The sequence below is a fragment of the Xanthomonas nasturtii genome (assembly GCF_001660815.1).
Taxonomy (GTDB): domain Bacteria; phylum Pseudomonadota; class Gammaproteobacteria; order Xanthomonadales; family Xanthomonadaceae; genus Xanthomonas; species Xanthomonas nasturtii.
In genome coordinates this window covers 20,868-41,128 of the sequence record NZ_LYMI01000030.1, presented here as the reverse complement: position 1 = coordinate 41,128, position 20,261 = coordinate 20,868, and the positions used below count along the sequence as shown (strand labels likewise).

At 67.0% G+C, this 20,261-nt stretch carries 18 protein-coding genes and 1 pseudogene; 6 read left to right on the top strand and 13 right to left on the bottom strand.

Annotated elements, in window-relative coordinates; genetic code table 11:
* Positions 1–14 precede the first annotated feature (14 nt).
* Complete coding sequence (locus tag A7D16_RS12295; RefSeq protein ID WP_064633106.1) at positions 15–1,322, bottom strand: LysR substrate-binding domain-containing protein; 1,308 nt, start codon at positions 1,320–1,322, stop codon at positions 15–17.
* 101 nt (positions 1,323–1,423) lie between these two features.
* On the opposite strand from A7D16_RS12295, the gene A7D16_RS12290 reads away from it, so the two are divergent.
* The 3 genes from A7D16_RS12290 to A7D16_RS12280 all read left to right on the top strand — a co-directional run bounded on the left by A7D16_RS12290 (position 1,424) and on the right by A7D16_RS12280 (position 4,394).
* Positions 1,424–2,095 (top strand): 4-carboxy-4-hydroxy-2-oxoadipate aldolase/oxaloacetate decarboxylase, encoded by a 672-nt coding sequence (locus A7D16_RS12290; protein ID WP_064633104.1) that lies wholly within the window; start codon positions 1,424–1,426, stop codon positions 2,093–2,095.
* Complete coding sequence (locus tag A7D16_RS12285; RefSeq protein ID WP_064633102.1) at positions 2,088–3,143, top strand: 4-oxalomesaconate tautomerase; 1,056 nt, start codon at positions 2,088–2,090, stop codon at positions 3,141–3,143. Before A7D16_RS12290 ends, A7D16_RS12285 begins: the two co-directional genes overlap by 8 nt.
* A 228-nt stretch (positions 3,144–3,371) precedes the next feature.
* A complete protein-coding gene (locus A7D16_RS12280; RefSeq protein ID WP_064633100.1) occupies positions 3,372–4,394 on the top strand; it encodes an amidohydrolase family protein in 1,023 nt (340 codons plus the stop codon).
* A 300-nt stretch (positions 4,395–4,694) separates the two neighbouring features.
* On the opposite strand, the gene rpmG is transcribed toward A7D16_RS12280, so the two are convergent.
* The 9 genes from rpmG to A7D16_RS23630 all read right to left on the bottom strand — a co-directional run bounded on the left by rpmG (position 4,695) and on the right by A7D16_RS23630 (position 15,502).
* Complete coding sequence (gene rpmG, locus A7D16_RS12275; RefSeq protein WP_002809462.1) at positions 4,695–4,862, bottom strand: 50S ribosomal protein L33; 168 nt, start codon at positions 4,860–4,862, stop codon at positions 4,695–4,697.
* Between the two features lie 13 nt (positions 4,863–4,875).
* Positions 4,876–5,112 (bottom strand): 50S ribosomal protein L28, encoded by a 237-nt coding sequence (gene rpmB / locus A7D16_RS12270; RefSeq protein WP_002809459.1) that lies wholly within the window; start codon positions 5,110–5,112, stop codon positions 4,876–4,878.
* 481 nt (positions 5,113–5,593) lie between these two features.
* Entirely contained in the window at positions 5,594–8,809 is a 3,216-nt protein-coding gene (locus A7D16_RS12265; protein ID WP_064633098.1) for an efflux RND transporter permease subunit, read from the bottom strand.
* A 77-nt stretch (positions 8,810–8,886) separates the two neighbouring features.
* Complete coding sequence (locus A7D16_RS12260) at positions 8,887–10,158, bottom strand: efflux RND transporter periplasmic adaptor subunit (protein ID WP_064633096.1); 1,272 nt, start codon at positions 10,156–10,158, stop codon at positions 8,887–8,889.
* Between the two features lie 197 nt (positions 10,159–10,355).
* Complete coding sequence (locus A7D16_RS12255; RefSeq protein ID WP_064633094.1) at positions 10,356–11,627, bottom strand: TolC family protein; 1,272 nt, start codon at positions 11,625–11,627, stop codon at positions 10,356–10,358.
* Positions 11,628–11,682: 55 nt separating this feature from the next.
* Complete coding sequence (locus A7D16_RS12250) at positions 11,683–12,066, bottom strand: hypothetical protein (RefSeq protein WP_064633092.1); 384 nt, start codon at positions 12,064–12,066, stop codon at positions 11,683–11,685.
* A 542-nt stretch (positions 12,067–12,608) separates the two neighbouring features.
* A complete protein-coding gene (locus A7D16_RS12245) occupies positions 12,609–14,426 on the bottom strand; it encodes a DUF885 domain-containing protein (protein WP_064633089.1) in 1,818 nt (605 codons plus the stop codon).
* A 156-nt stretch (positions 14,427–14,582) separates the two neighbouring features.
* Positions 14,583–15,221 (bottom strand): 16S rRNA (guanine(527)-N(7))-methyltransferase RsmG, encoded by a 639-nt coding sequence (gene rsmG / locus A7D16_RS12240; RefSeq protein ID WP_064633088.1) that lies wholly within the window; start codon positions 15,219–15,221, stop codon positions 14,583–14,585.
* Positions 15,218–15,502, bottom strand: a complete 285-nt coding sequence (locus A7D16_RS23630; protein ID WP_153043160.1) for a hypothetical protein — start codon at positions 15,500–15,502, stop codon at positions 15,218–15,220. The genes rsmG and A7D16_RS23630 overlap by 4 nt, the downstream gene beginning before the upstream one ends.
* 123 nt (positions 15,503–15,625) lie before the next feature.
* Between A7D16_RS23630 and A7D16_RS12235 the strand changes: the two genes are divergently transcribed.
* Entirely contained in the window at positions 15,626–17,254 is a 1,629-nt protein-coding gene (locus A7D16_RS12235; protein WP_064633085.1) for an alkaline phosphatase D family protein, read from the top strand.
* Between the two features lie 251 nt (positions 17,255–17,505).
* Positions 17,506–17,805 (top strand): annotated as a pseudogene (locus tag A7D16_RS12225) (PhoD-like phosphatase N-terminal domain-containing protein); the annotation flags it as partial.
* Between the two features lie 105 nt (positions 17,806–17,910).
* Here the strand turns inward: A7D16_RS12225 and A7D16_RS12220 are convergent.
* Positions 17,911–18,507, bottom strand: coding sequence for a 4'-phosphopantetheinyl transferase family protein (locus A7D16_RS12220; RefSeq protein ID WP_064633079.1), 597 nt, complete (start codon positions 18,505–18,507; stop codon positions 17,911–17,913).
* Between the two features lie 126 nt (positions 18,508–18,633).
* Between A7D16_RS12220 and A7D16_RS12210 the strand changes: the two genes are divergently transcribed.
* The gene (locus tag A7D16_RS12210) at positions 18,634–18,885 is read left to right on the top strand and encodes a GlsB/YeaQ/YmgE family stress response membrane protein (RefSeq protein WP_039404974.1); all 252 of its coding nucleotides are present in this window, start codon (positions 18,634–18,636) and stop codon (positions 18,883–18,885) included.
* A 60-nt stretch (positions 18,886–18,945) separates the two neighbouring features.
* Here A7D16_RS12210 and A7D16_RS12205 read toward each other — a convergent pair whose 3' ends face one another.
* Both A7D16_RS12205 and xth read right to left on the bottom strand, forming a co-directional pair.
* Complete coding sequence (locus tag A7D16_RS12205; RefSeq protein WP_064633075.1) at positions 18,946–19,383, bottom strand: GFA family protein; 438 nt, start codon at positions 19,381–19,383, stop codon at positions 18,946–18,948.
* A complete protein-coding gene (xth, locus tag A7D16_RS12200; protein WP_064633073.1) occupies positions 19,380–20,159 on the bottom strand; it encodes an exodeoxyribonuclease III in 780 nt (259 codons plus the stop codon). Before xth ends, A7D16_RS12205 begins: the two co-directional genes overlap by 4 nt.
* Positions 20,160–20,261: the final 102 nt, after the last annotated feature.

The window sequence follows — 20,261 nt, the reverse complement described above, 5'->3', positions numbered from 1 at the left end:
GTGTTCCGTTTTCATCAGGAAGCCGATTCTGACTTGGCCGCGCGTAAACGCAACGGCAGCGGCGCACAGGCAGGCACGCAATAGCGAAACGGCCCGCCCTGCGCATCGGCCGGCTGCACGCGTTCGGCACAGACCTGCCGCAACGTCTGCACGAATGCCGACTGCGCGCGGGTGGGGTACCAGTCGCTGCGCGTGGTCATGCCGATCTGCCGGCGCAGCAACGGCCCGGCGCTGCCGATCTCCTCGAGCAGCCCGGCGCGCCGCTCGAACAGGAACTGATCGCGCGACATCAAGGTCAGCCAGTCGTCCTCCAGCAGCAGCCCGCGCACAGTCAGCTCGGCGCCGCATTCGATCCGCAGCGGCGGCGGCTCCAGCTGATGCTCGCGGAACAGCTGTTCCCAGCGCGCGCGCACCGGTGTGCCGGCGGCGGCGATCACCCAGGGGTAATCGAGCAATTGCGCAAACGCATAGGCCCGCCCGGCCAAGGGATGGCCGCTGCGCGCCACGATCACCGGCTCGTCGTCGAACAGCGGCTCCTGCAGCACATCGCGCACCGGCAGCGGCTCGCGCAGCGCACCGATCAACAGATCCAGCCCGCCTTCGCGCAGATGCGCCAGCAATTCAGCGTACGGGCCCTCGACCACCTGGACGCTGGCCCCGGGATACGCGCGCGCAAACCGCGCCAGTACCTGCGGCAACAGGATCGCCCGCGCCAGCGGCATCACCCCCAGGGTGAGGCGGCCGGCGTGCTGCGAGCGCAGTGCGGCGACATCGTCCAGCCCGGCACGCAACTCGGCCAACGCCAGCCGCACCTGCCGCAACAGCCGCACCGCCACCGGCGTGGGCTGCATGGTCTTGCCGCGGCGTACCGTCAGCGGCACTTCGATCACATCGGCCAGCGATTGCACCGCGCGGTAGATCGCCGGCTGCGAGACGCCGGCGCGCACCGCCGCCAGCGAATAACTGCCCGCCACATCCACCGCCACCAAGGCCTGCAATTGGCCCAGCGACACCCGCCGTTCCAGGCCGGGGCGCGCCGGCAGGCGCAATGCACGCCGGGCCACCCGGATGCCCCGGCCCAGATGCGCCAGCACCCGCTCGATGCGCGGCACCAGCAACTGGGTGGCCTCGGTGCCCAGCATGCCGCCCGGATGCCGGTCGAACAGGCGTACCCCCAGTTGCTGCTCCAACCGCGCCACCGCCTGGGTCAACGCCGGCTGCGACAGATTCACCTGCGGCGCGGCCGCGCTGATGCTCCCGGCCTGGTGCACCATGGCCAGGGCATAGAGGTGACGCAGATTCGGTTCCGGGATCGGCTGCATGCTCTAACTATAAGCAAAACCAATATGCATACCTCAAATGAATCTTGAGCCAGCTTGCTCTGCCCAGCCAGACTCGGCGCACCCTTAACGAGGATGGATGGATGAGCCAGGTCGTCACCCGGATCGCGCGCACCCCGCTGGCCATCGTCGACGGGCTGGCGCAGGCCGGCGTGGCCACCGTGCACGAGGCGCAGGGCCGCAGCGGGCTGCTGCATCACCGCCTGCGCCCCATCTATGCCGGCTGCCGCATCGCCGGCACCGCGGTCACCGTGTCGATTCCGCCCGGCGACAACTGGATGATGCATGTGGCCATCGAGCAACTGCACGCAGGCGATGTGCTGGTGGTGGCGCCCACCAGCGACTGTTGCGACGGCTACTTCGGCGACCTGCTCGCCACCTCGGCGCAGGCGCGCGGCTGCCGCGGGCTGATCATCGATGCCGGCGTGCGCGATGTGCGCGATCTCACCGCCATGCAATTCCCGGCCTGGAGCCGCGCCATCTGCGCGCAGGGCACCATCAAGGAGACGCTGGGCTCGGTCAATGTGCCGCTGGTCTGCGCCGGCGCCTTGGTGCAACCCGGCGATGTGGTGGTGGCCGACGATGACGGCGTGTGCGTGGTGGCGCGCGAACGCGCCGCCGATGTGCTGGCCGAAGCGCAGGCGCGCGAGGCACGCGAGCTGCTCAAGCGCGAGCGCCTGGCGAATGGCGAACTGGGCCTGGACATCTACGCGATGCGCGAACGTCTGGCAGCCAAAGGCCTGCGCTATGTCTGAGTGCGTGCGCGCGATGTGGATGCGCGGCGGCACCTCCAAAGGCGGCTTCTTCCTGGCCGACGAGTTGCCCGCCGACACCGCCGCGCGCGATGCGTTTTTGCTGCGTGCTTACGGCTCGCCGGATCTGCGCCAGATCGACGGCATGGGTGGCGCCGACCCGCTGACCTCGAAGGTGGCCGTGGTGTCGCGCTCCACACGTGCCGACGCCGACGTGGACTATCTGTTCCTGCAGGTGGCCGTGGAACAGGCGCAGGTCAGCGATGCGCAGAACTGCGGCAACATGCTGGCCGGCGTCGCCCCGTTCGCGCTGGAACGCGGCTTGCTACCCATACGCCATGGCCAGACCGAGGTGCGCATCTTCATGCGCAACACCGGCACCCTGGCCACCGCCACCGTGCAGACGCCCGATGGCCAGGTGCGTTATGACGGCGATACGCGGATCGATGGTGTGCCCGGCACGGCGACGCCGATCGCGCTGGCATTTGCCGATATCGCCGGTTCTTCGTGCGGCGCGCTGCTGCCGACCGGACACGCGGTGGATACGCTCGACGGCTCGCAGGTCACCCTGATCGACAACGGCATGCCGTGCGTGGTGGTGCGCGCCAGCGATGTCGGCATCAGCGGTTACGAAGACCGCGCCACCCTCGATGCAGACGCTGCGCTCAAGGCGCGCCTGGAAACGCTGCGCCTGCAGGCGGGCCCGTTGATGCGGTTGGGTGATGTGCGCGAGGCCACGGTGCCGAAGATGATGCTCATCGCCGCACCGCGCGCGGGTGGCGCGATCAGCGTGCGCTCGTTCATCCCGCACCGCTGCCATGCGTCCATCGGCGTGCTGGGCGCAGTCACCGTCGCCACCGCCTGCCTGTTGCCCGGCTCGCCTGCACATGCGCTGGCGCAGTTGCCCGGTGGGCGGACACAACGGCTGGATGTCGAACACCTCAGCGGGGCGAGCAGCTGCCTGATCGATCTCGACGCACACGGCGCCGTGGTCCGTGCCGCGGTAGTGCGCACGGCACGCAAACTATTCGATGGGGAGTTATATGGCTGACTATTCCGATGCATCGCTGCGCTGCAGCGACCGCGATCACCGGGTCACATCTCTGCGTGTGCCGCGCGATGCGGCTGCTGGAACGCAGTGCGCGGCGACCTTTACGCGCCTGCATGCGGGACCTACGACATATGTCGGGGCCTGCAGATTCCGTGCACCCAACCGGCCCACCTTACGCACGGGCAACCGCTCGCTCGCCGCTTCCGCTGCAACCCACAGACCATTGCCATGATCATCGACTGCCACGGCCACTACACCACCGCGCCCGCCGCGCACGATGCGTTCCGCAAGGCGCAGATCGCGCATTACGACGATGCGCAAGCGCCTGCACCGGTGTATCCGCACATCGGCGACGACGCACTGCGCGAAAGTATCGAACTGCATCAACTGCGTCTGCTGCGCGAGCGCGGCGCCGACATGACAATCTTTTCGCCACGTGCCAGCACCATGGCCCATCACATCGGCGACGAAGCGGTCAGCCAGGTGTGGACGCGCCACTGCAACGATCTGATCGCGCGCGTGGTGCAGCTGTATCCGCAGACCTTCATCGGGGTGTGTCAGCTACCGCAGTCGCCGGGTGTGTCGATCGCGCATTCGATCGCCGAACTGGAACGCTGCGTCAATGAACTTGGATTCGTCGGCTGCAACCTCAACCCCGACCCATCCGGCGGCCACTGGAACGGCGTGCCATTGACCGATCGCGCCTGGTATCCGTTCTTCGAAAAGATGGTCGAACTCGACGTACCAGCCATGGTGCATGTATCGGGCAGCTGCAACGCCAATTTCCACGCCACCGGCGCGCATTATCTCAATGCCGATACCACCGCGTTCATGCAGTTTCTGGAAGGCGATCTGTTCGCTGATTTCCCCGACTTGCGCTTCATCATCCCGCACGGCGGCGGCGCGGTGCCGTATCACTGGGGCCGCTTTCGCGGCCTGGCCGACATGCTCGGCAAACCGCCGCTGTCCACGCATGTGATGCGCAATGTGTTCTTCGACACCTGCGTGTATCACCAGCCCGGCATCGATCTGCTGTTCGAGGTCATCGACATCGACAACATCCTGTTCGGCTCGGAAATGGTGGGCGCAGTGCGCGGTATCGACCCGCAGACCGGCCACTACTTCGACGACACCAAACGCTATATCGATGCCCTGGCGATTTCCGATGCCGACAAACGCAAGGTATTCGAAGGCAATGCGCGGCGGGTGTATCCGCGGCTGGATGCGCAATTGCGTGCGCGGGGTTTGTAGCCCTTCTCCCACCGGGAGAACGTGGCCCGAAGGGCCGGATGAGGGTACGTGCGAAGCCTCGTGTCATCCGTCCCGAGTGGCTTCACCCGTACCCTCTCCCCAACCCCCGCTCCGCGCCCCGGCCCGCGCCAGCGGCGCGAGCGCTCCAAAGCACGCACACCTTCGGTGCGCAAGCCGTGCCTTGTCGCCCCGAGGGGAGAGGGGCTTTGTCACGCACCAATACGGAATTCCAAATCCACAAACGCAAACACCCGCCGTTCGGCGGGTGTTTGCTTGGATGCAGATCGCGTAATCGGTGGATTACTTGATCTTGCCTTCCTTGTACATCACGTGCTTACGCACGACGGGGTCGTATTTCATCATTTCCATCTTCCCCGGAGTGTTTTTCTTGTTCTTGTCCGTGGTGTAGAAGTGGCCGGTAGCGGCCGAGGAAATCATACGAATCTTGTCACGCTTGCCTTTTGCCATGACTGCTTACTCCTCAGACCTTTTCGCCGCGCGCACGCAGCTCTTTCAGAACGGCATCAATCCCGTTCTTGTCGATGGTGCGCAATGCATGCGCGGAGACACGGAGCTTCACCCAGCGGTTTTCGCTGGCAACCCAGAAGCGACGCTCGTGCAGGTTGGGCAGGAAGCGACGACGGGTTCTGTTGTTTGCGTGGGAGACGTTGTTACCCGTCTGCACACGCTTGCCGGACACTTGGCATACGCGGGACATTACGCACCTCGATAAAGTTCGGTGTCTTCCTTAGCCAGGAAAACGGCGGCCCCGACAGCAGCCTGGCTGCCACGCAACGTTGGGAATCAATCACTTAACGCTGGGAACAGGCCGGCACCACATCGCGCTGGGTGCCGCCGTCCGGAACGATCCGGGCACAGCGAGCCGCGCATTATGCACGGCAATCCCTTGTGCTGCAAGCACTTAGCCAGGCGCCGATGACGTGCGGCAGGCACCTTGCGCACGGTGCCTGCGATGCGGCCTGCCTGCCGCATCGCTTGCCGTCGCCGCCCCCAGCACTCCCCTGCCGATGTGGCGAGCGAGGTGCCGGCCGCTTGCGCGCGCTCGGGCCGCAGCAGAAAACGCCGCAGCACTCCCGGGACAGGTCCCGCCCCGGCATCGGCACGAGCCCGCCCGCGTTGATCGCCGCCCCGGTTACACCCGGCGCCACCGATGTCCCTCCAGCGCGAACAGGGCACGCTCACGCCCCGCCCCGCTGCGGAACAGCGCCATCCGCTGGCGCCGCACGCGCGGCCTTGTCCCGATGCAGCCAGCGATACAGCACCGGCAACACCAGCAGCGTCAACAACGTGGAGGAGACGATGCCGCCGATCACCACCGTGGCCAGCGGGCGCTGCACTTCGGCGCCGGCACCCACATTGAAGGCCATCGGCACGAAGCCCAGCGCAGCCACCAGGGCGGTCATCAACACCGGGCGCAAACGCGACAGCGCGCCTTCGCGCAGGGCCTGCTCCAGCGACATGCCTTCGGCACGCAGGCTGCGCACGAAGGCGATCATCACCAGGCCGTTGAGCACCGCCACGCCCGACAACGCGATAAAGCCCACGCCTGCGGAAATCGACAACGCCAACCCGCGCAGCGCCAATGCCACCACGCCGCCGGTCAGCGCCAGCGGCACGCCGCTGAACACCACCAGCGCATCGCGCAGCGAACCGAACGACCAGTACAGCAGCGCAAAGATCAGCAACAAGGTGCCCGGCACCACCCAGGCCAGGCGCTGGCCGGCGGAGATCAGTTGCTCGAAGGTGCCGCCGTAGCCAATCCAGTAGCCGGTGGGCAGTGCGACCTCCGCCCGCACGCGCTGCTGCACCTCGGCGACAAAACTGCCCAGATCGCGATCGCGCACGTTGGCGGTGATCACGATGCGGCGTTTGCCGTCTTCGCGATTGATCTGGTTCGGGCCAAGCACAGTCTCGATCCTGGCGACCTCACGCAACGGCACGGTGGTCGGCGCGCCGCTACGCCAGCCGGCCGCGCGGCTGGATTCGTCGACATCGCCACGCTCGCCGTCGCCGCGCAGCGGAATCGGCAGATCCGCCAATGCCGTCGGGTCCTGTCGCAGCGATTCCGGCAGGCGCACCACGATGTCGAAGCGCCGGTCGCCTTCGAACAATTGCCCGGCCTGCCGCCCGCCCACCGCAGCCGCCACGGTGTCCTGCACCACGCCGGGATTGAGCCCGTAACCGGCCAGCGCGGCGCGATCGGGCACCACCGCCAGCATCGGTAGCCCGGTGGCCTGTTCCAGGCTCACATCGGCCGCACCCGGCACCGCGCTGGCAATCTCCTGCACGCGCTGCCCGAGCGTGACCAGCGTGTCCAGATCGTCGCCATAGACCTTGATCGCCACATCCGCACGCACGCCGGAAATCAGCTCGTTCATGCGCATCTGGATCGGCTGGGTGAACTCGTAGTTGTTGCCGGGCAGTTGTTTGACCGCCTGCTCGATCTCGGCCAGCAACTGCGCCTTGGGCTTGCGCGGGTCCGGCCATCGATCGCGCGGATGCATGATCAAGAACGTATCGGCCACCGACGGTGGCATCGGGTCGGTGGCCACTTCGGCAGTGCCGAGTTTGCCGAACACATGCGCCACTTCCGGAAACTGCTTGATGCGTTTTTCCAGTGTGGATTGCATGGTGATGGCCTGTTCCAGGCTGGTGCCGGGAATGCGCAAGGCATGCAGCGCGACATCGCCCTCATCCAGGTTCGGGATGAACTCGCTGCCCAGGCGCGTGGCCAGCACCGTGCATAACGCCACTGCTGCCAACGCCGCAATGCCCACCCAGCGCCCGTGTTGCAGCGCGCGATCGAGCAAGGGCGCATAGACGTCGCGCGCCCAGCGCATCGCACGATTTTCCTGCTCGGCCACCTTGCCGCCGAGCAGCAACGCAATCGCTGCCGGCACGAAGGTCAACGACAGCAGCATCGCCCCGCTCAGTGCCAGCACCACGGTGATCGCCATCGGGTGGAACATCTTGCCTTCGATCCCGGTGAGCGCGAACACCGGCAGATACACCGCGGTGATGATGCCCAGCCCGAACAGGCTGGGGCGGATCACCTCGGCGGTGGCTTGGGCGGTGAGCTCAAAACGCTCATCGCGCGCGAGCACGCGTCCCAGGCGCAATTGCGCTTGGCCGAAGCGGCGCAGGCAGTTCTCCACGATGATCACCGCGCCATCGACGATCAAACCGAAATCCAGCGCGCCCAGACTCATCAGATTGCCGGACACGCCGCCGCGCACCATGCCGGTGAGCGTGAACAGCATCGCCAACGGAATCACCGCGCCCGTGATCAACGCCGCACGCACATTGCCCAGCAGCAGGAACAACACCACGATCACCAGCAACGCGCCTTCGATCAGGTTCTTGGCGATGGTGACAATGGTGCGGTCGACCAAGGCGGTGCGGTCGTATACCGGCACCGCCTGCACGCCGGCCGGCAAGCTGGCGTTGGCCACTTTCAACCGCTCGGCCGCGGCCTGCGCCACGGTGCGGCTATTGGCACCGACCAGCATGAACACCGTGCCGAGCACCACTTCGCTGCCGTCCTGGGTGGCCGCACCGGTACGCAACTCGCGTCCTTCGCCCACCTGCGCGACATCGCGCACGCGAATAGGCACCCCTTCGCGCCGATCCAGCACGATCGCGCCGATCTGCGCGATGTCGTCCACCTGCCCCGGCACCCGCACCAGAAACTGCTGGCCGTTACGTTCGATATAGCCGGCGCCGAGATTGCGGTTGTTGGCCTCGACCGCCTGCGCGACGTCATCCAGGGTGAAGCCCAATGCCACCAGGCGCGCCGGATCCGGCGTGATATGGATCTGCCGCGCATAGCCGCCGATGGTGTTGACCTCGGTCACGCCCGGCACATTGCGCAGCTGCGGGCGCACCACCCAATCCTGCAGGGTGCGCAGGTCGGTCGCTGTCCACGCACTGCCATCGGGCTTGCGCGCATTCGGCTTGGCTTCGACCGTATACATGAAAATTTCGCCCAGCCCGGTGGCGATCGGGCCCAGTTGCGGCTCCAGGTCGGCCGGCAGTTGCGACTTGACCTGCTGCAAGCGCTCGGCCACCTGCTGCCGCGCGAAATACAGATCGGTGCCATCGGCAAACACCGCCGTCACCTGCGACAAGCCATAGCGCGACAACGAGCGGGTGGATTCCAGCCCAGGCAGCCCTGCCAGCACCGTCTCCAGCGGAAATGTCACCCGCTGCTCGGATTCCAGCGGCGAATAGCCAGGCGCCGCGGTGTTGACCTGCACTTGCACATTAGTGATATCGGGCGTTGCATCGATCGGCAAGCGCGAAAAGCTCCACGTCCCGATTGCAATCAACACGCCGGTCATTGCCAGCATCAGCCAGCGCTGTGCGATCGCAAAGCGGATGATGTTAGTCAGCATGGCGACGACCTCCACGCACACGCAGCATGAGTGCGCGCGCTTGCGGTCGAGGAAGACGCAAACCGGAGAGGCAACGATCAATGATCATGCGAGGCCCCCGACTTTTCGATATCGGCCTTCACCAGATAACTCTGCTCCACCACCACCGCATCGCCCGCTGCCAGACCCGATAGCACTTCCACCTGCTGCGCATCGCGCGCGCCCAGCTTCACCGGCCGCGCCTCGTACACATCACCCACGCGCACGAACACCACGTCCCAGTCGCGGAACTGCTGCAACGCCCCCACCGGCACCACCATCGCCGCCGGCTGCTGCGCCACCGTCACCCGCGCCTTCACTGCAGAGCCCGGCCGCCACAAGCCGTCGCTGTTGCGCAACACTGCGCGCGCCACCGTGCTCTGGCTCGCCGTGGCAGTGCCCGGCAATACGCGCTCCAAGGTGGTTTGCGCCACCATGCCATCGCTGATGCGCGTCACTGTCACCGGTGCGCCGGCGGTGATGTGGCCGGCGTCGGCGCCGAAGATGTGCAGATCCACCCACAAGGTGGACAAATCGGCGATTTCGAACAGCGTCTGGCCTTCACCGGCGTTGCTGCCCAGGCTGGCATTGCGGGCAAGCACGGTGCCAGCGATCGGTGCGCTTACCGAATAGGTGGTCAGGCTCAGGTTGCTCTCCACCGTGGCCAGTACCTGGCCGGCGCGCACCTGGTCGCCGACATTGACGCGCAGGCTGCGCACCGGGCCGGGGAAGCGCGCAGTGGCCTGCGCCTGCGCACCTTCTGCCGGCGTCAACAGACCTTGCACTTCATGCTGGTCGGCGATGCTGCCAGCGCCCACCGGCGCGATGCGAATGCCGGCGTCCTGGGCGATTTTGGCCGCGATGGTGGTGCGGCCTTCGTAGCTGGGATAGCGCCAGCGATGCGGCTTGCCCTGCACGGTGGCGCGCACGTCCACATCGAACGAATGCGGTTCGCCCACGGTGCTGTCGGCCAGCAGGCTGCCATCGTCACGTGGCCGCAGCCGATGCACTTCATCGACGCCGCCGAGCCGTTTCAGATGCACTTCCACGTTGCCAGCAGTGGCCGGCAACGGTTTGCCATCGCGGTAGAGCCAGGCCTGGTAGGTGGGCGGTGTGCCGTCTTCGGCGATCGCCAGCTCCACGCTGTCGCCGTCCTGGCTGAGCAGGCGCCCGCCGTGTGCGCCTTTTTGTGCTTCTTCGCCATGTGCGTCGGCTTCGCTTTCGCCTTCGGCGGCGTGCCCTGCGTGGTCGTCGTGCGACTCTTCGCTACTGCGGCCGCAGCCGCTCAGCAGCAGCGCCAACAGAAGCGGCGCCATCAAAAAACGTGTCATCGCAATGGGTCCTGGTTGGCGCCGATGCAGTGCGTCGGGCGAACGAATGGAGATGGCTTGTGCTGGACGCGCGCCAGGCATGGGCAGTGCTTCGCGGCCGCTGGAGGATGCAGTTGCGACTGCAGTTGCAGTTGCAGTTGCAGCAGAGCCAACCGTGCGTACGCAGTCCGCGCGAAAAGATGAGAAGGCGTCAGCGCTCATGGCGTCACCTGCGCGGCGCTGTCGAGCACGAACGGCTGCCCGGTCAGGCGCTGGATTTCGATCAACGCGGTCTGCGCTTCCAGTGCGGCGGCCAGTTGCTGCTGACGTGCATCGCTGCGCTGCGCCTGTAGCTGCGCCCAATCCAGATAACTGGTGGCACCGGCGCGGTAGGCGCGTTCGGCGGCGGCATCGGCGCGCGCGAGTGCGGGCAGCACATCGCTGCGCATGCGCGTGGCTTCCAGCTGTGCGGCGCGGTAGCGGCCATGCGCATCGGCCAGCGTGGCGTACAGCATCAACGCCTGCGATTGGCGTTCGATATCCAGCAACGACAGCTCCGCTTCGGCGGCGCGGATCTCCGGCTGCGCACGGGCAGCGCTGCCCAACGCCAGCGAGACGCTGCCAAGCAATGCAGTGGCGTCGTTGCCTTCGAGCCGGCGCACGCCCACCTGCCAGTCCAGATCCGGGCGCGCCTGGCTGCGTGCCAGCCGCACACGCGCCTCGCGCACGCGCTGCTCGCCGTTCAAGCGCGCCAGTTCCGGCGTGGCATCGAGCAACTGCGCCAGCACCTCGAATTCGGGAATGGCCGGCAGCTGCAACGGGTCGCCAGTGATTGCGCCGAAATCCGGCGTGCGCTGCCCCCATAACACCGCCAGCTGGCGGCGTGCGGCGAGCAGTTCCTGCTGGGCGCGGTCGCGTTCGAGTTCTGCGCGCGCCTGCAGGGCCTGGGCGGTCAGCAGCACCGATTCGGGCGAGGCACCGGCCTGCAGCCGTTGGCGCGCGGCACTGACGGTGCGCTGGCGCTGGGCCAGGGTTTCCAGTGCCACCGCATGCCGTTGCGTGGCCATGCCGATGGCCAGATAACGCCGGGCGACATCGGCCAGCACATCCAGCCGCGCCATTGCACGCTGCGGCGCCAGTGCGTCGATACGCGCCTGCGCCAGGGTGCGGCGCGCGTCGAGCTTGCCGCCGCGTTCCAGCACGCCGGCCAGGGTGACAGTGAGCTCGGCCTGGTCCAGCTCGCGGGTGGGGCCGGTGCCGAACACGTTTTCCAGTTCGGCGCCGATGCGCAGTGGCGGGCGCAGTGCATCGCGCTCGGCGTCCGCAGTGAGGACCGCGCGTTGGCCATCGGCCAGGCGCAGGTCGGGATGCTGACGGGCGACGCGCGCAATGGCGTCGTCCAGGGTCAGCACGGGTTTGGGCAGCAGGCCCTGCGCATTGGCGCACGGCACAACTACAAAGACGGCGAGCGCCGTCAGTCGCAACCACATGAGGGTGTCTCCAAAATCGGGATCGATGGACAGGCCGGCAACTGCCGGCGGTGCATCAGGCCGCGATCGGAGGGCGCAACAAGGTCTCGCTCAGATGCGAGCGGTAATCGGTGGCCAGCACGGGCGGCTGGGTCTGCGCGCGCGCAGGCAACGGGCCCCAGGCCAGCGCCGACAGCATGGCCGGGCTATGCCCATGGCAATAGCCGCTGTGCATCAAGGCGTGCAGCAAACCGGCGCCATCGCGCTCGCCGGCATCGCCTTCGTCAGCGCCGTCATGGCCGTGCGGTGCGGTGTCATCCAGATGCGCCTGGTCGTGCGCCAGCGCATGCACATCGCCCAGCGCGCAGGCGATGGGTGCGACCAGCACGCCCATGACCAACACCGCCAACGCCAACAGGCGCAGCAGCGGGTGCAACAGGCGGGTGCGACGAAGCAGCATGGACGCAGCGTATAGACCCCAGGGTGGTTACACAACTGCATGCGGGTGTGGCGTGGTTTGGTCTGCTCGGATGGTCTTTATGCTTGGATGCTCTTTCTGCTTGGATGCTCTTTCTGCTGGGATGCTCTTAAAGCTTGGTGGGTCGAGTGCGCGGTGCCCTCACCGCTCGCGGGACACGCCGTTAACCCGTCCATGGGGGCTCGGTGGCGGCATCCATGCCGCCAACGGTCCCGCAATCGGTAAGGACACCGCACCAGACAGTTGGCTGGTGGTTTACTGAAGAGCGAAGTCAGCGCACCAGACAGTTTGCTGGCTGCTTTATTTTGCACACCGACCATCTCGACTGGTCCTTGCCCGCTCACTATCGCGGGACCTTGAGCGGCATGGATGCCGCGCCAGAGCCTCCAGGGACGGATTCACGGCGTGTCCTGCGATGGTGGGCGGGCAAGGGCCCTGCAGCAAACGCGAAGACGTCGAGTGCGCGGTGCCCTCAGCGCTCGCGGGCTCTCAACTCGATGCCCTCGGACGCCGTTACCGGCACATCACGGTGCGCTGGCAGCGGCTGGCGTGGACTTGATCGGGCGTGCCTTGCTCTCGGCGATGAAGGCGCGCACCTGCTGCTCCAGCACTGGCAAGGTGACCGAGCCCTGGCGCAGGACCGCGTCGTGGAAGGCCTTGATGTCGAAGCGCTCGCCCAGTTCCTTTTCTGCCTCGGCGCGCAGCTTGACGATGGTGATCTCGCCCAGCTTGTAGCTCAGCGCCTGGCCGGGCCAGGAGATGTAGCGGTCCACTTCGGTGGTGACTTCGTGCTCGCTCAGCGCGGTGTGGTCGCGCAAGTAAGCCAGCGCCTGGTCGCGGCTCCAGCCGTCGTGGTGCACGCCGGTGTCGATCACCAGCCGGCAGGCGCGCCACATTTCGTAGGTGAGCCGGCCGAATTCTTCATACGGGGTTTCGTAGATGCCCATTTCCTGGCCGAGCTTTTCGGTGTACAGCGCCCAGCCCTCGCCATAGGCGGAAATGTAGTTCTGGCGCCGGAATGCCGGCTGGTCGCCCTGCTCTTCGGCCAGTGCGCCCTGCAGCGAATGGCCGGGCGAGGACTCGTGCAGGGTCAGCGCCGGCAGGTTGTACAACGGTCGCGAGGGCAGGTTGTAGGTGTTGAGCCAATACGTGCCCACGCCGCCGCGGCCGGCGGTCCAGAACGGGGCGATGTCGGCCGGCACCGGCTTGATGGTGAAGCGCCCGCGCGGCAGCGTGCCGATGAACTTGCCCACCTGCCCATCCACGCGCTTGGAAATCCACGCGGCGCGATCGAGCAGTTCCTGCGGGGTCTTGGCATAGAACTGCGGGTCGGTGCGCAGGAAGGTGAGGAACTGCGCGAAGCTGCCCTTGAAGCCAACCTGCTGGATGATCGCGTTCATTTGCGCCTGGATACGCGCCACTTCGTCCAGGCCGACCTGGTGGATCTGCTCAGGGGTCAGTTCCAGCGTGGTGTATTCGCGGATCTGCTGGCGATAGAAGGCCTTGCCGTCGGGCAATGCTTCGGCGGCCAGGGTGGTGCGCGCCTTGGGCATGTAGTCGTTGCGGAAGAAGGTCAGCAGCTTGCCGTAGGCCGGAAGGACGGCGGTGCTCAGCGCGGCTTTGGCCTGTTCGCGCAGCTGCGCCTGTTCGGCGGCGGGGATCTGCGCAGGCAGTTGCTTGAACGGCGCATAGAAGGTCGATTCGGTGGGGTCTTTGACATCGGCCACGGTGGCGATGGAGACATCGCGCCCGTCCAGCACCGCGCGCGGTACGCTGAATCCGCGTGCCAGGCCGGTGCGCATGTTGACCATCTGCTGGTCGAAATAGCGCGGCACATCGTTGAGACGCGCGATATAAGCGCGGAACTCGGCGGCGCTCTTCATCGGCCGCTGCGCCATGAAGCCCAGGTTCGACCAGAACGAGCTGTCGGAGTTGAACGGCATTTCGTACAGGCGCAGGCGCACTTCGGCGGCCAGGTTTTCCACCTGCGGGCGGTAGATGGCGAGGTTGATCCGGTTGGCCGGCGAGAGCTGTTTCGGGTCGATGCCATCGAGCTGCTTGAGCACACCGTCCCACACCGCCAGGCGCGCCTGCTGCGCGGCTGCGCTGACATCGGGCAGATGGGTGTTGTCGCCGGTGGTGTCGCTGTCCTCGTCGGCCTGGCCGGTTTCGGCCTGGCGCCAGGCCCACTCTTTTTCGTAGATCGTGCGGAAGCGCGCGTCGGCGGGTGCTTCGGCGGTGAGCGTGGCCGGGGCGGGCGGCGTGGCGGCCTGCGCCGAGGTGGCGGCGAAGCCTGCGCCCAGCAGGGCGAGCGAGAGTGCGGCGGCGAGCGGAGAGGTCACGTGCGGAAAGCCTGAGCTGGAACGAACGCCCGATGATGGCAGCAGCGGGGAGCGCTGCCATGGGCCGGAAGTCCCTGCAGGTGTCGTGGCGCGCTGCCGTGCCCGCTTGTTCTCAGGCGACGGCGCTGCCTATGCAGCTGCCATCGGTCTCGGCCCTCAGGCCTTGCGCACCACCACCAGATGCCGCTCGCCGTCCAGGCCGGGCACCTGCAGCGGATGCACCTCGCTCATGGTCCAGCCGGCGGGCAATGCGGCGATTTCGTCGTGCGGGTAGAGGCCCTTCATCGCCAGCAGGCTGCCGCCCGGGCGCAGCAGGTGGCCGCCGACGGCAATGATGCCGGCCAGCGTGTCCAGCGCGCGCGCGGTGAGGTGGTCGTAGGCGGCCGGCTCGTCCAGCGCCTCGGCGCGCGATTCGGCCACGCGGGCGTTGCGCAGCTCCAGGTGGCGCAAGGCCTCGCGCATGAAGCGCGCTTTCTTGCCGTTGCTTTCCACCAGGGTCACCTGCAGCTGCGGGCGGGTGATGGCCAACGGGATGCCGGGCAGGCCGGGGCCGGTGCCCAGGTCGGCCAGGGTGCCGCTGGCGATGTAAGGCTGCATGGCCAGCGAATCGAGCAGGTGGCGGGTGACCATCTCGCGCGGGTCGCGCACCGCGGTGAGGTTGTAGGTCTTGTTCCAGCGCACCAGCAACGTGAGGTAGCGCAGCAGCGGTGCGGCGAAGGCCGCGTCCAGGGATTGGGCCTGCAGGCCGCGTTCGAGCGCGGCGGAGACATCGGGGGCAAGTGCGGCATCGTTCATGCTGCGATTATCGCAGCTGGTGTGCCGTGCGGGCGCGCGGGTGCGGGCGTCTGTTGGGTACAGGCTTCCGTGCTGCCGGGAAAATGATTGCTTGATTGCTTGATTGCTTGATTGCTTGATTGCTTGGTTGCTTGGTTGCTTGGTTGCTTGGTTGCTTGGTTGCTTGGTTGCTTGGTTGCTTGATTTCTTGATTGCTTGATTTCTTGATTGCCTGATTGCTTGGTCTGCCGGTGCCGGTGCCGGTCTGCAAGCATCACCAGTCGATGCGGCACCTGCCGCATCACCGCCGCCGCCCGTTTCGACCATGACGCCCTGTGCGTCGGCAGCGACACCCCTGCCGCTGCCACCGAACGGACATCCGCCGGTCGCACTATGGTCGCGTCCGCTAAATCGCTTGCGTCCTCATGTCCCTGATAGACCCGTCTTCCGCATCCCCCCTGCCCGGCCCCGACCACGCGACACCCCCGGTGGATCGCGGCCGCCGGCGCATCCTCGTTGCCGGCGCCGGTCTGGCGGCGGCGGGGCTGCTCAGCCCGTTCGCACGCGCCAGTGGCAGTGCCGACCCCTTCACGCTGGGCGTGGCGGCAGGCGACCCGTTGGCCGACGGCTTCGTGATCTGGACGCGGCTGGCGCCCCGCCCGCTGGACCCGGACGGCCGCGGCGGCCTGCGCGCAGTAGTACCGGTGCGCTGGCAGGTGGCCAGCGACCCGAACATGCGCAACGTGGTGCGCCAGAGCGAGACTGTCGCCAGCCCGGCGTGGGGCCACGCGGTGCACGTGGAGCTCACCGGTCTGGCCGCCGATCGGCCTTACTGGTACTGCTTCCAGGCACTGGGCGCACGCAGCCCGATCGGCAGCGCGCGTACCTTGCCGGCAGCGCATCAGATGCCGGACACGGCGCGGTTCGGCTTCGTGTCCTGTTCGCATTGGGAGCTGGGGTACTTCAGTGCCTATCGCCACCTGGCTGCCGAGCAGCCGGATCTGGTGTTCTTCCTCGGCGATTACATCTACGAATACAGCAACCACGGCGAGGCGGCCAACAAGATCGTGCGCCCGCATGGCAGCGGCGAATGCCTGGATCTGGCCGGCTACCGTAATCGCTATGCGCTGTACCGCACCGACCCGGACCTGCAGGCGCTGCACGCCGGCAGCGCCTGCGTGGCGACCTGGGACGACCACGAGGTGCAGAACGACTACGCCAACCGCTGGTCGCAGGATCCGTCGATTGGAGTCGACACCTTCCTGGCCCGACGCGCCGCCGCCTACCGCGCCTTTTACGAACACTTCCCGCTACGCGCGCGGCACCGCCCGCATGGCGCGGACATGCGCATCTACCGCGCGCTGGACTACGGCCAGCTGGCACGCCTCTACGTGCTCGACGGGCGCCAGTACCGCAGCGAACAACCCTGCCCGCAGGCCAATGGCTGGCGCCGCGGCCGCGTGGTGGACGACAGTTGCCAGGAGCGCACCGACCCGCGCCGTACCATGCTTAGCTGGGAGCAGGAGCGCTGGCTGCATGGCGGCTTCGCGCAATCGCCCGCACGCTGGAACGTGATCGCGCAGGATCTGCTGGTGGCGCCGATGGCGCAGACCGGTCGCGATGGCACGGTCGGGCACTGGACAGACGGCTGGGACGGCTACCCGGCCACGCGCGAACGCATGCTCGATGCGATCGCCAAGACCCGGCTGCGCAACCCGGTGTTCTGGGGCGGCGACATCCATTCGTACTGGGTCACCGATCTGAAGGCCGACCCGGCCGACCCGGATTCGGCAACGCTGGCCACCGAATTCGTCGGCACCTCGGTCACCTCCGACGGCCAGCGCAATGCCGAACTGCACCAGACCATGGCGCTCAACCCGCACGTGCATTACGTCGACGGCGAAACACGCGGCTATGTCTCGGTGACGCTGACGCCGGGCCGGATGGAAACGCGCCTGCAGGGCATCTCCGACCGCCGCGACCGCCAGGCCACGGTGTCGACGTTGAAGCGCTTCGTGGTCGAAGACGGCAAGCCCGGTGCGGTGGAGGCGTGATTCCTGCGGTGTGCTGCGGCAGCTTGTGGTTGCTGCATCCGCCACTGCGCATGCGTCGTTCGCCGACACCAGTGGCAGCACGCATGCAGCGCTAGCCCACGACCTCGCCACGCACACGCTCTCCTGTGTGCAACGCAATGCGCTGCCTGCACGCCCACAGCGCACGCGCGGCTGCGCCCCACGCCGATAGACACTGCCGGTAAGACAGCGGCGCTATAGCTGGACACCGCTGCCAGAGCTTGGAGAACGCCATGCCCGCCTCCGATCCCGCCCGCCGCCGCATCCTGCAAGGCCTGGGTGCCGGTTTGTTGCTGCCGGCCACTGCCGGTTGGCCCGCACGTCACCTGGCCGCACCGTCCGGGCGGCCGATCATCACCGATGGCGTGCAGAGCGGCGATGGCGTGGATGCCCGCGCCATGATGTGGAGCCGCGCCGATCGGCCGTCGCGGCTACGCGTGGAATGGGATACGCGGCCCAGCCTGCGCCAGGCGCGGCGCGTGGACGGGACGATGGCCGGTTACCAGTTCTTCGGCGAAGTGGAAATCGATGGCGGCAGCGGCGTGCTCACAGTGACCTTGCGCGATCTGGACGGCGTGGCGCAGTTTCGTCAGCCGATCCTGCCGCACGGCGCCGCGTAGGCAACCGCAGCGGGCGTGTCAGGCGCCCGCCAGCGGATAAAACGCCAATGCGGCACGACATTCCGGCGCGGCCCACCATTCGTGCAGCTGCCATTGCGCAGCCTGGCCAAGTGCCGGATCGCACCACTGCAGCCGCAGCGCACCTTCAGGCGTGAGTGCATACGCCAGCCGATGCAACCCGAACGACAGGCCATGCCCGTAGGCCTTGAGCAAGGCTTCCTTGGCGCACCACAGCCGAAAGAACAGCGCATGTTGTACCTCCGGCGCCAGCGCGGTGAGCAAGGCGATTTCGTCGGGATGGAAGAAGCGTTGCGCGATCTCCAGAACCCGCGGACGCGCGCGAATGCGCTCCAGGTCCACGCCCAACCGCACGCCGTTGCCCAGGCCCACAAGCAAATACTCGCCGCTATGGCTCCAGCCGGTATCTCGTTCGGGCAGCGCCGGCTGCAGCGAGGGACGCCCGCGTGCATCGCGCTGCAGCGGCACCTGCGCAGGGTCAATACCCAGCGCCGGGCCAAGCAATTGACGCGCCTGCGGCTCGCCACGTTCGCCATGCCGGTGCGGGCGCAGCCACAGCTGCACCGGCCCGACCTGCCAGCTTGCGTACGCTGTCACGCCTCGTGCACCAAACCGAACACTCGGCCATCTCGTTCATTGCGCTCGACAGCTGCTTCACGCACGGCTGCGTTGAATGGCGCCCATGCACCACTTCCGGTGCAATCGAACGAGGAGATCGGCAACATGGGCATCATCATCTGGTTGATCGTCGGCGGCATCGTGGGTTGGCTGGCCAGCATCATCATGCGCCGCGATGCGCAGCAGGGCATCATCCTCAATGTGGTGGTCGGCATTGTGGGCGCACTGATCGCCGGTTTCCTGTTTGGCGGCGGCATCAACCAGGCCATCACGCTGTGGACCTTCGTCTGGTCGCTGGTGGGCGCGGTGATCCTGCTGGCCATCGTCAACCTGTTCACCCGAGGCCGCGTGCGCTAACGCGCAGCGGCAGTTACACATCGCGTCATCAACGCCCGGGCCTGCCCGGGCGTTGTCGTTTCAGCCCTCCGCCGCAAGCCGATCGGCCGGGTGGTGCACGCCGTCTTCCACCGGCACGGCGATGTTCAAGGCATACGGGTTGACGCCTTCCAGGCAGCCGACGTTGTAGCCGTATTCGTTGGGGTTGGAGCGGCGCCGGTGATGCGTATAGATCCCGCACACACCGCAGAAATAATGCGCCGCCGTCTGCGTGTTGAACTGATACAGCCGCAACACGTCTTCGCCCTGCAACACATGCAGGCCGTCCAGCGTGACCGAAGCGACGATGGCGCCGCGCCGGCGGCACATCGAACAATCGCAGCGGCGCGGGTCGAGCAGGCCGTGCGGCAACTCCAGATCGATCTGCACTGCACCGCAGTGGCAACTCAAACGGTGCACCGGCCCCAGCGTGACATCGCCCACCTTGTGCGTGCTGCGACGCAGATGCCGCTCGCTCATGCGCCCGCTTCCGCCAGCCGCACCCACGCCGGTGCGTGATCGCTGGGGCGCTCCCAGGTGCGCGGTTCGCGGTCGATGCCCGATTCCACGGCACGTGCGCGCAAGGCCTCCGAGACCAGGGTCAGGTCGATGCGCAGGCCGAGATTGCGGCGGAAACCGGCCTGGCGGTAATCCCACCAACTGAACTGCTCGGCTTCCTCGTGATGCAACCGGAATGCATCGTGCAGGCCAAGCGCCAACAATCTTTCCAGCGCGGCGCGCTCGGCGGTGGAGGTGAGGATATGGTGCTCGTTCCACACCGCCGCATCGTGCACGTCACGCGCATCCGGGGCGATGTTGAAGTCGCCCAGCACCACCAGCTGCGGATGGCGTTGCAGTTCCTGCGCGATCCAGTCGTGCACCGCGTCCAGCCAGCGCAGTTTGTAGGCGTATTTGTCGGTGCCCACGTCCTGACCATTGACCACGTACAGATTGATGATGCGCACGCCATCGACAGTGGCGGCGATCACGCGCTGCTGCACGTCGTCGAACCCGGGGATACCCAGTTGCACGTCCAACGCCGGCGAGCGCGACAGGATCGCCACGCCGTTATAGGTTTTCTGCCCGCAAAACACGCTGCGATAGCCCAGCTCGGCCAGCGCGGCATCCGGGAACTTGTGGTCTTCCAGCTTGGTTTCCTGGATGCCCACCACGTCCGGCGCAAACGCGCCGAGCCACTGTTGCAGGTGCGGCAGGCGCACGTTGAGCGAGTTGACGTTCCAGGAGGCGATCTTCATGGCGGCGGCCGTGGTTCAAACCGCCAATGGTACCGCGGCCATGCTGGTCAGTCCGACGCGCCCGGCCGGTCGTGATGCTCGGGGCCGGCCGTCATGGCCGCG

What these genes read in the sequence shown, in the direction of transcription:
- A7D16_RS12295 (WP_064633106.1), bottom strand. Translation starts at nt 1,322, where the DNA reads ATGCAGCCGATCCCGGAACCGAATCTGCGTCACCTCTATGCCCTGGCC.
- A7D16_RS12290 (WP_064633104.1), top strand. Translation starts at nt 1,424, where the DNA reads ATGAGCCAGGTCGTCACCCGGATCGCGCGCACCCCGCTGGCCATCGTC.
- A7D16_RS12285 (WP_064633102.1), top strand. Translation starts at nt 2,088, where the DNA reads ATGTCTGAGTGCGTGCGCGCGATGTGGATGCGCGGCGGCACCTCCAAA.
- A7D16_RS12280 (WP_064633100.1), top strand. Translation starts at nt 3,372, where the DNA reads ATGATCATCGACTGCCACGGCCACTACACCACCGCGCCCGCCGCGCAC.
- rpmG (WP_002809462.1), bottom strand. Translation starts at nt 4,862, where the DNA reads ATGGCAAAAGGCAAGCGTGACAAGATTCGTATGATTTCCTCGGCCGCT.
- rpmB (WP_002809459.1), bottom strand. Translation starts at nt 5,112, where the DNA reads ATGTCCCGCGTATGCCAAGTGTCCGGCAAGCGTGTGCAGACGGGTAAC.
- A7D16_RS12265 (WP_064633098.1), bottom strand. Translation starts at nt 8,809, where the DNA reads ATGCTGACTAACATCATCCGCTTTGCGATCGCACAGCGCTGGCTGATG.
- A7D16_RS12260 (WP_064633096.1), bottom strand. Translation starts at nt 10,158, where the DNA reads ATGACACGTTTTTTGATGGCGCCGCTTCTGTTGGCGCTGCTGCTGAGC.
- A7D16_RS12255 (WP_064633094.1), bottom strand. Translation starts at nt 11,627, where the DNA reads ATGTGGTTGCGACTGACGGCGCTCGCCGTCTTTGTAGTTGTGCCGTGC.
- A7D16_RS12250 (WP_064633092.1), bottom strand. Translation starts at nt 12,066, where the DNA reads ATGCTGCTTCGTCGCACCCGCCTGTTGCACCCGCTGCTGCGCCTGTTG.
- rsmG (WP_064633088.1), bottom strand. Translation starts at nt 15,221, where the DNA reads ATGAACGATGCCGCACTTGCCCCCGATGTCTCCGCCGCGCTCGAACGC.
- A7D16_RS23630 (WP_153043160.1), bottom strand. Translation starts at nt 15,502, where the DNA reads ATGCGGCAGGTGCCGCATCGACTGGTGATGCTTGCAGACCGGCACCGG.
- A7D16_RS12235 (WP_064633085.1), top strand. Translation starts at nt 15,626, where the DNA reads ATGTCCCTGATAGACCCGTCTTCCGCATCCCCCCTGCCCGGCCCCGAC.
- A7D16_RS12210 (WP_039404974.1), top strand. Translation starts at nt 18,634, where the DNA reads ATGGGCATCATCATCTGGTTGATCGTCGGCGGCATCGTGGGTTGGCTG.
- A7D16_RS12205 (WP_064633075.1), bottom strand. Translation starts at nt 19,383, where the DNA reads ATGAGCGAGCGGCATCTGCGTCGCAGCACGCACAAGGTGGGCGATGTC.
- xth (WP_064633073.1), bottom strand. Translation starts at nt 20,159, where the DNA reads ATGAAGATCGCCTCCTGGAACGTCAACTCGCTCAACGTGCGCCTGCCG.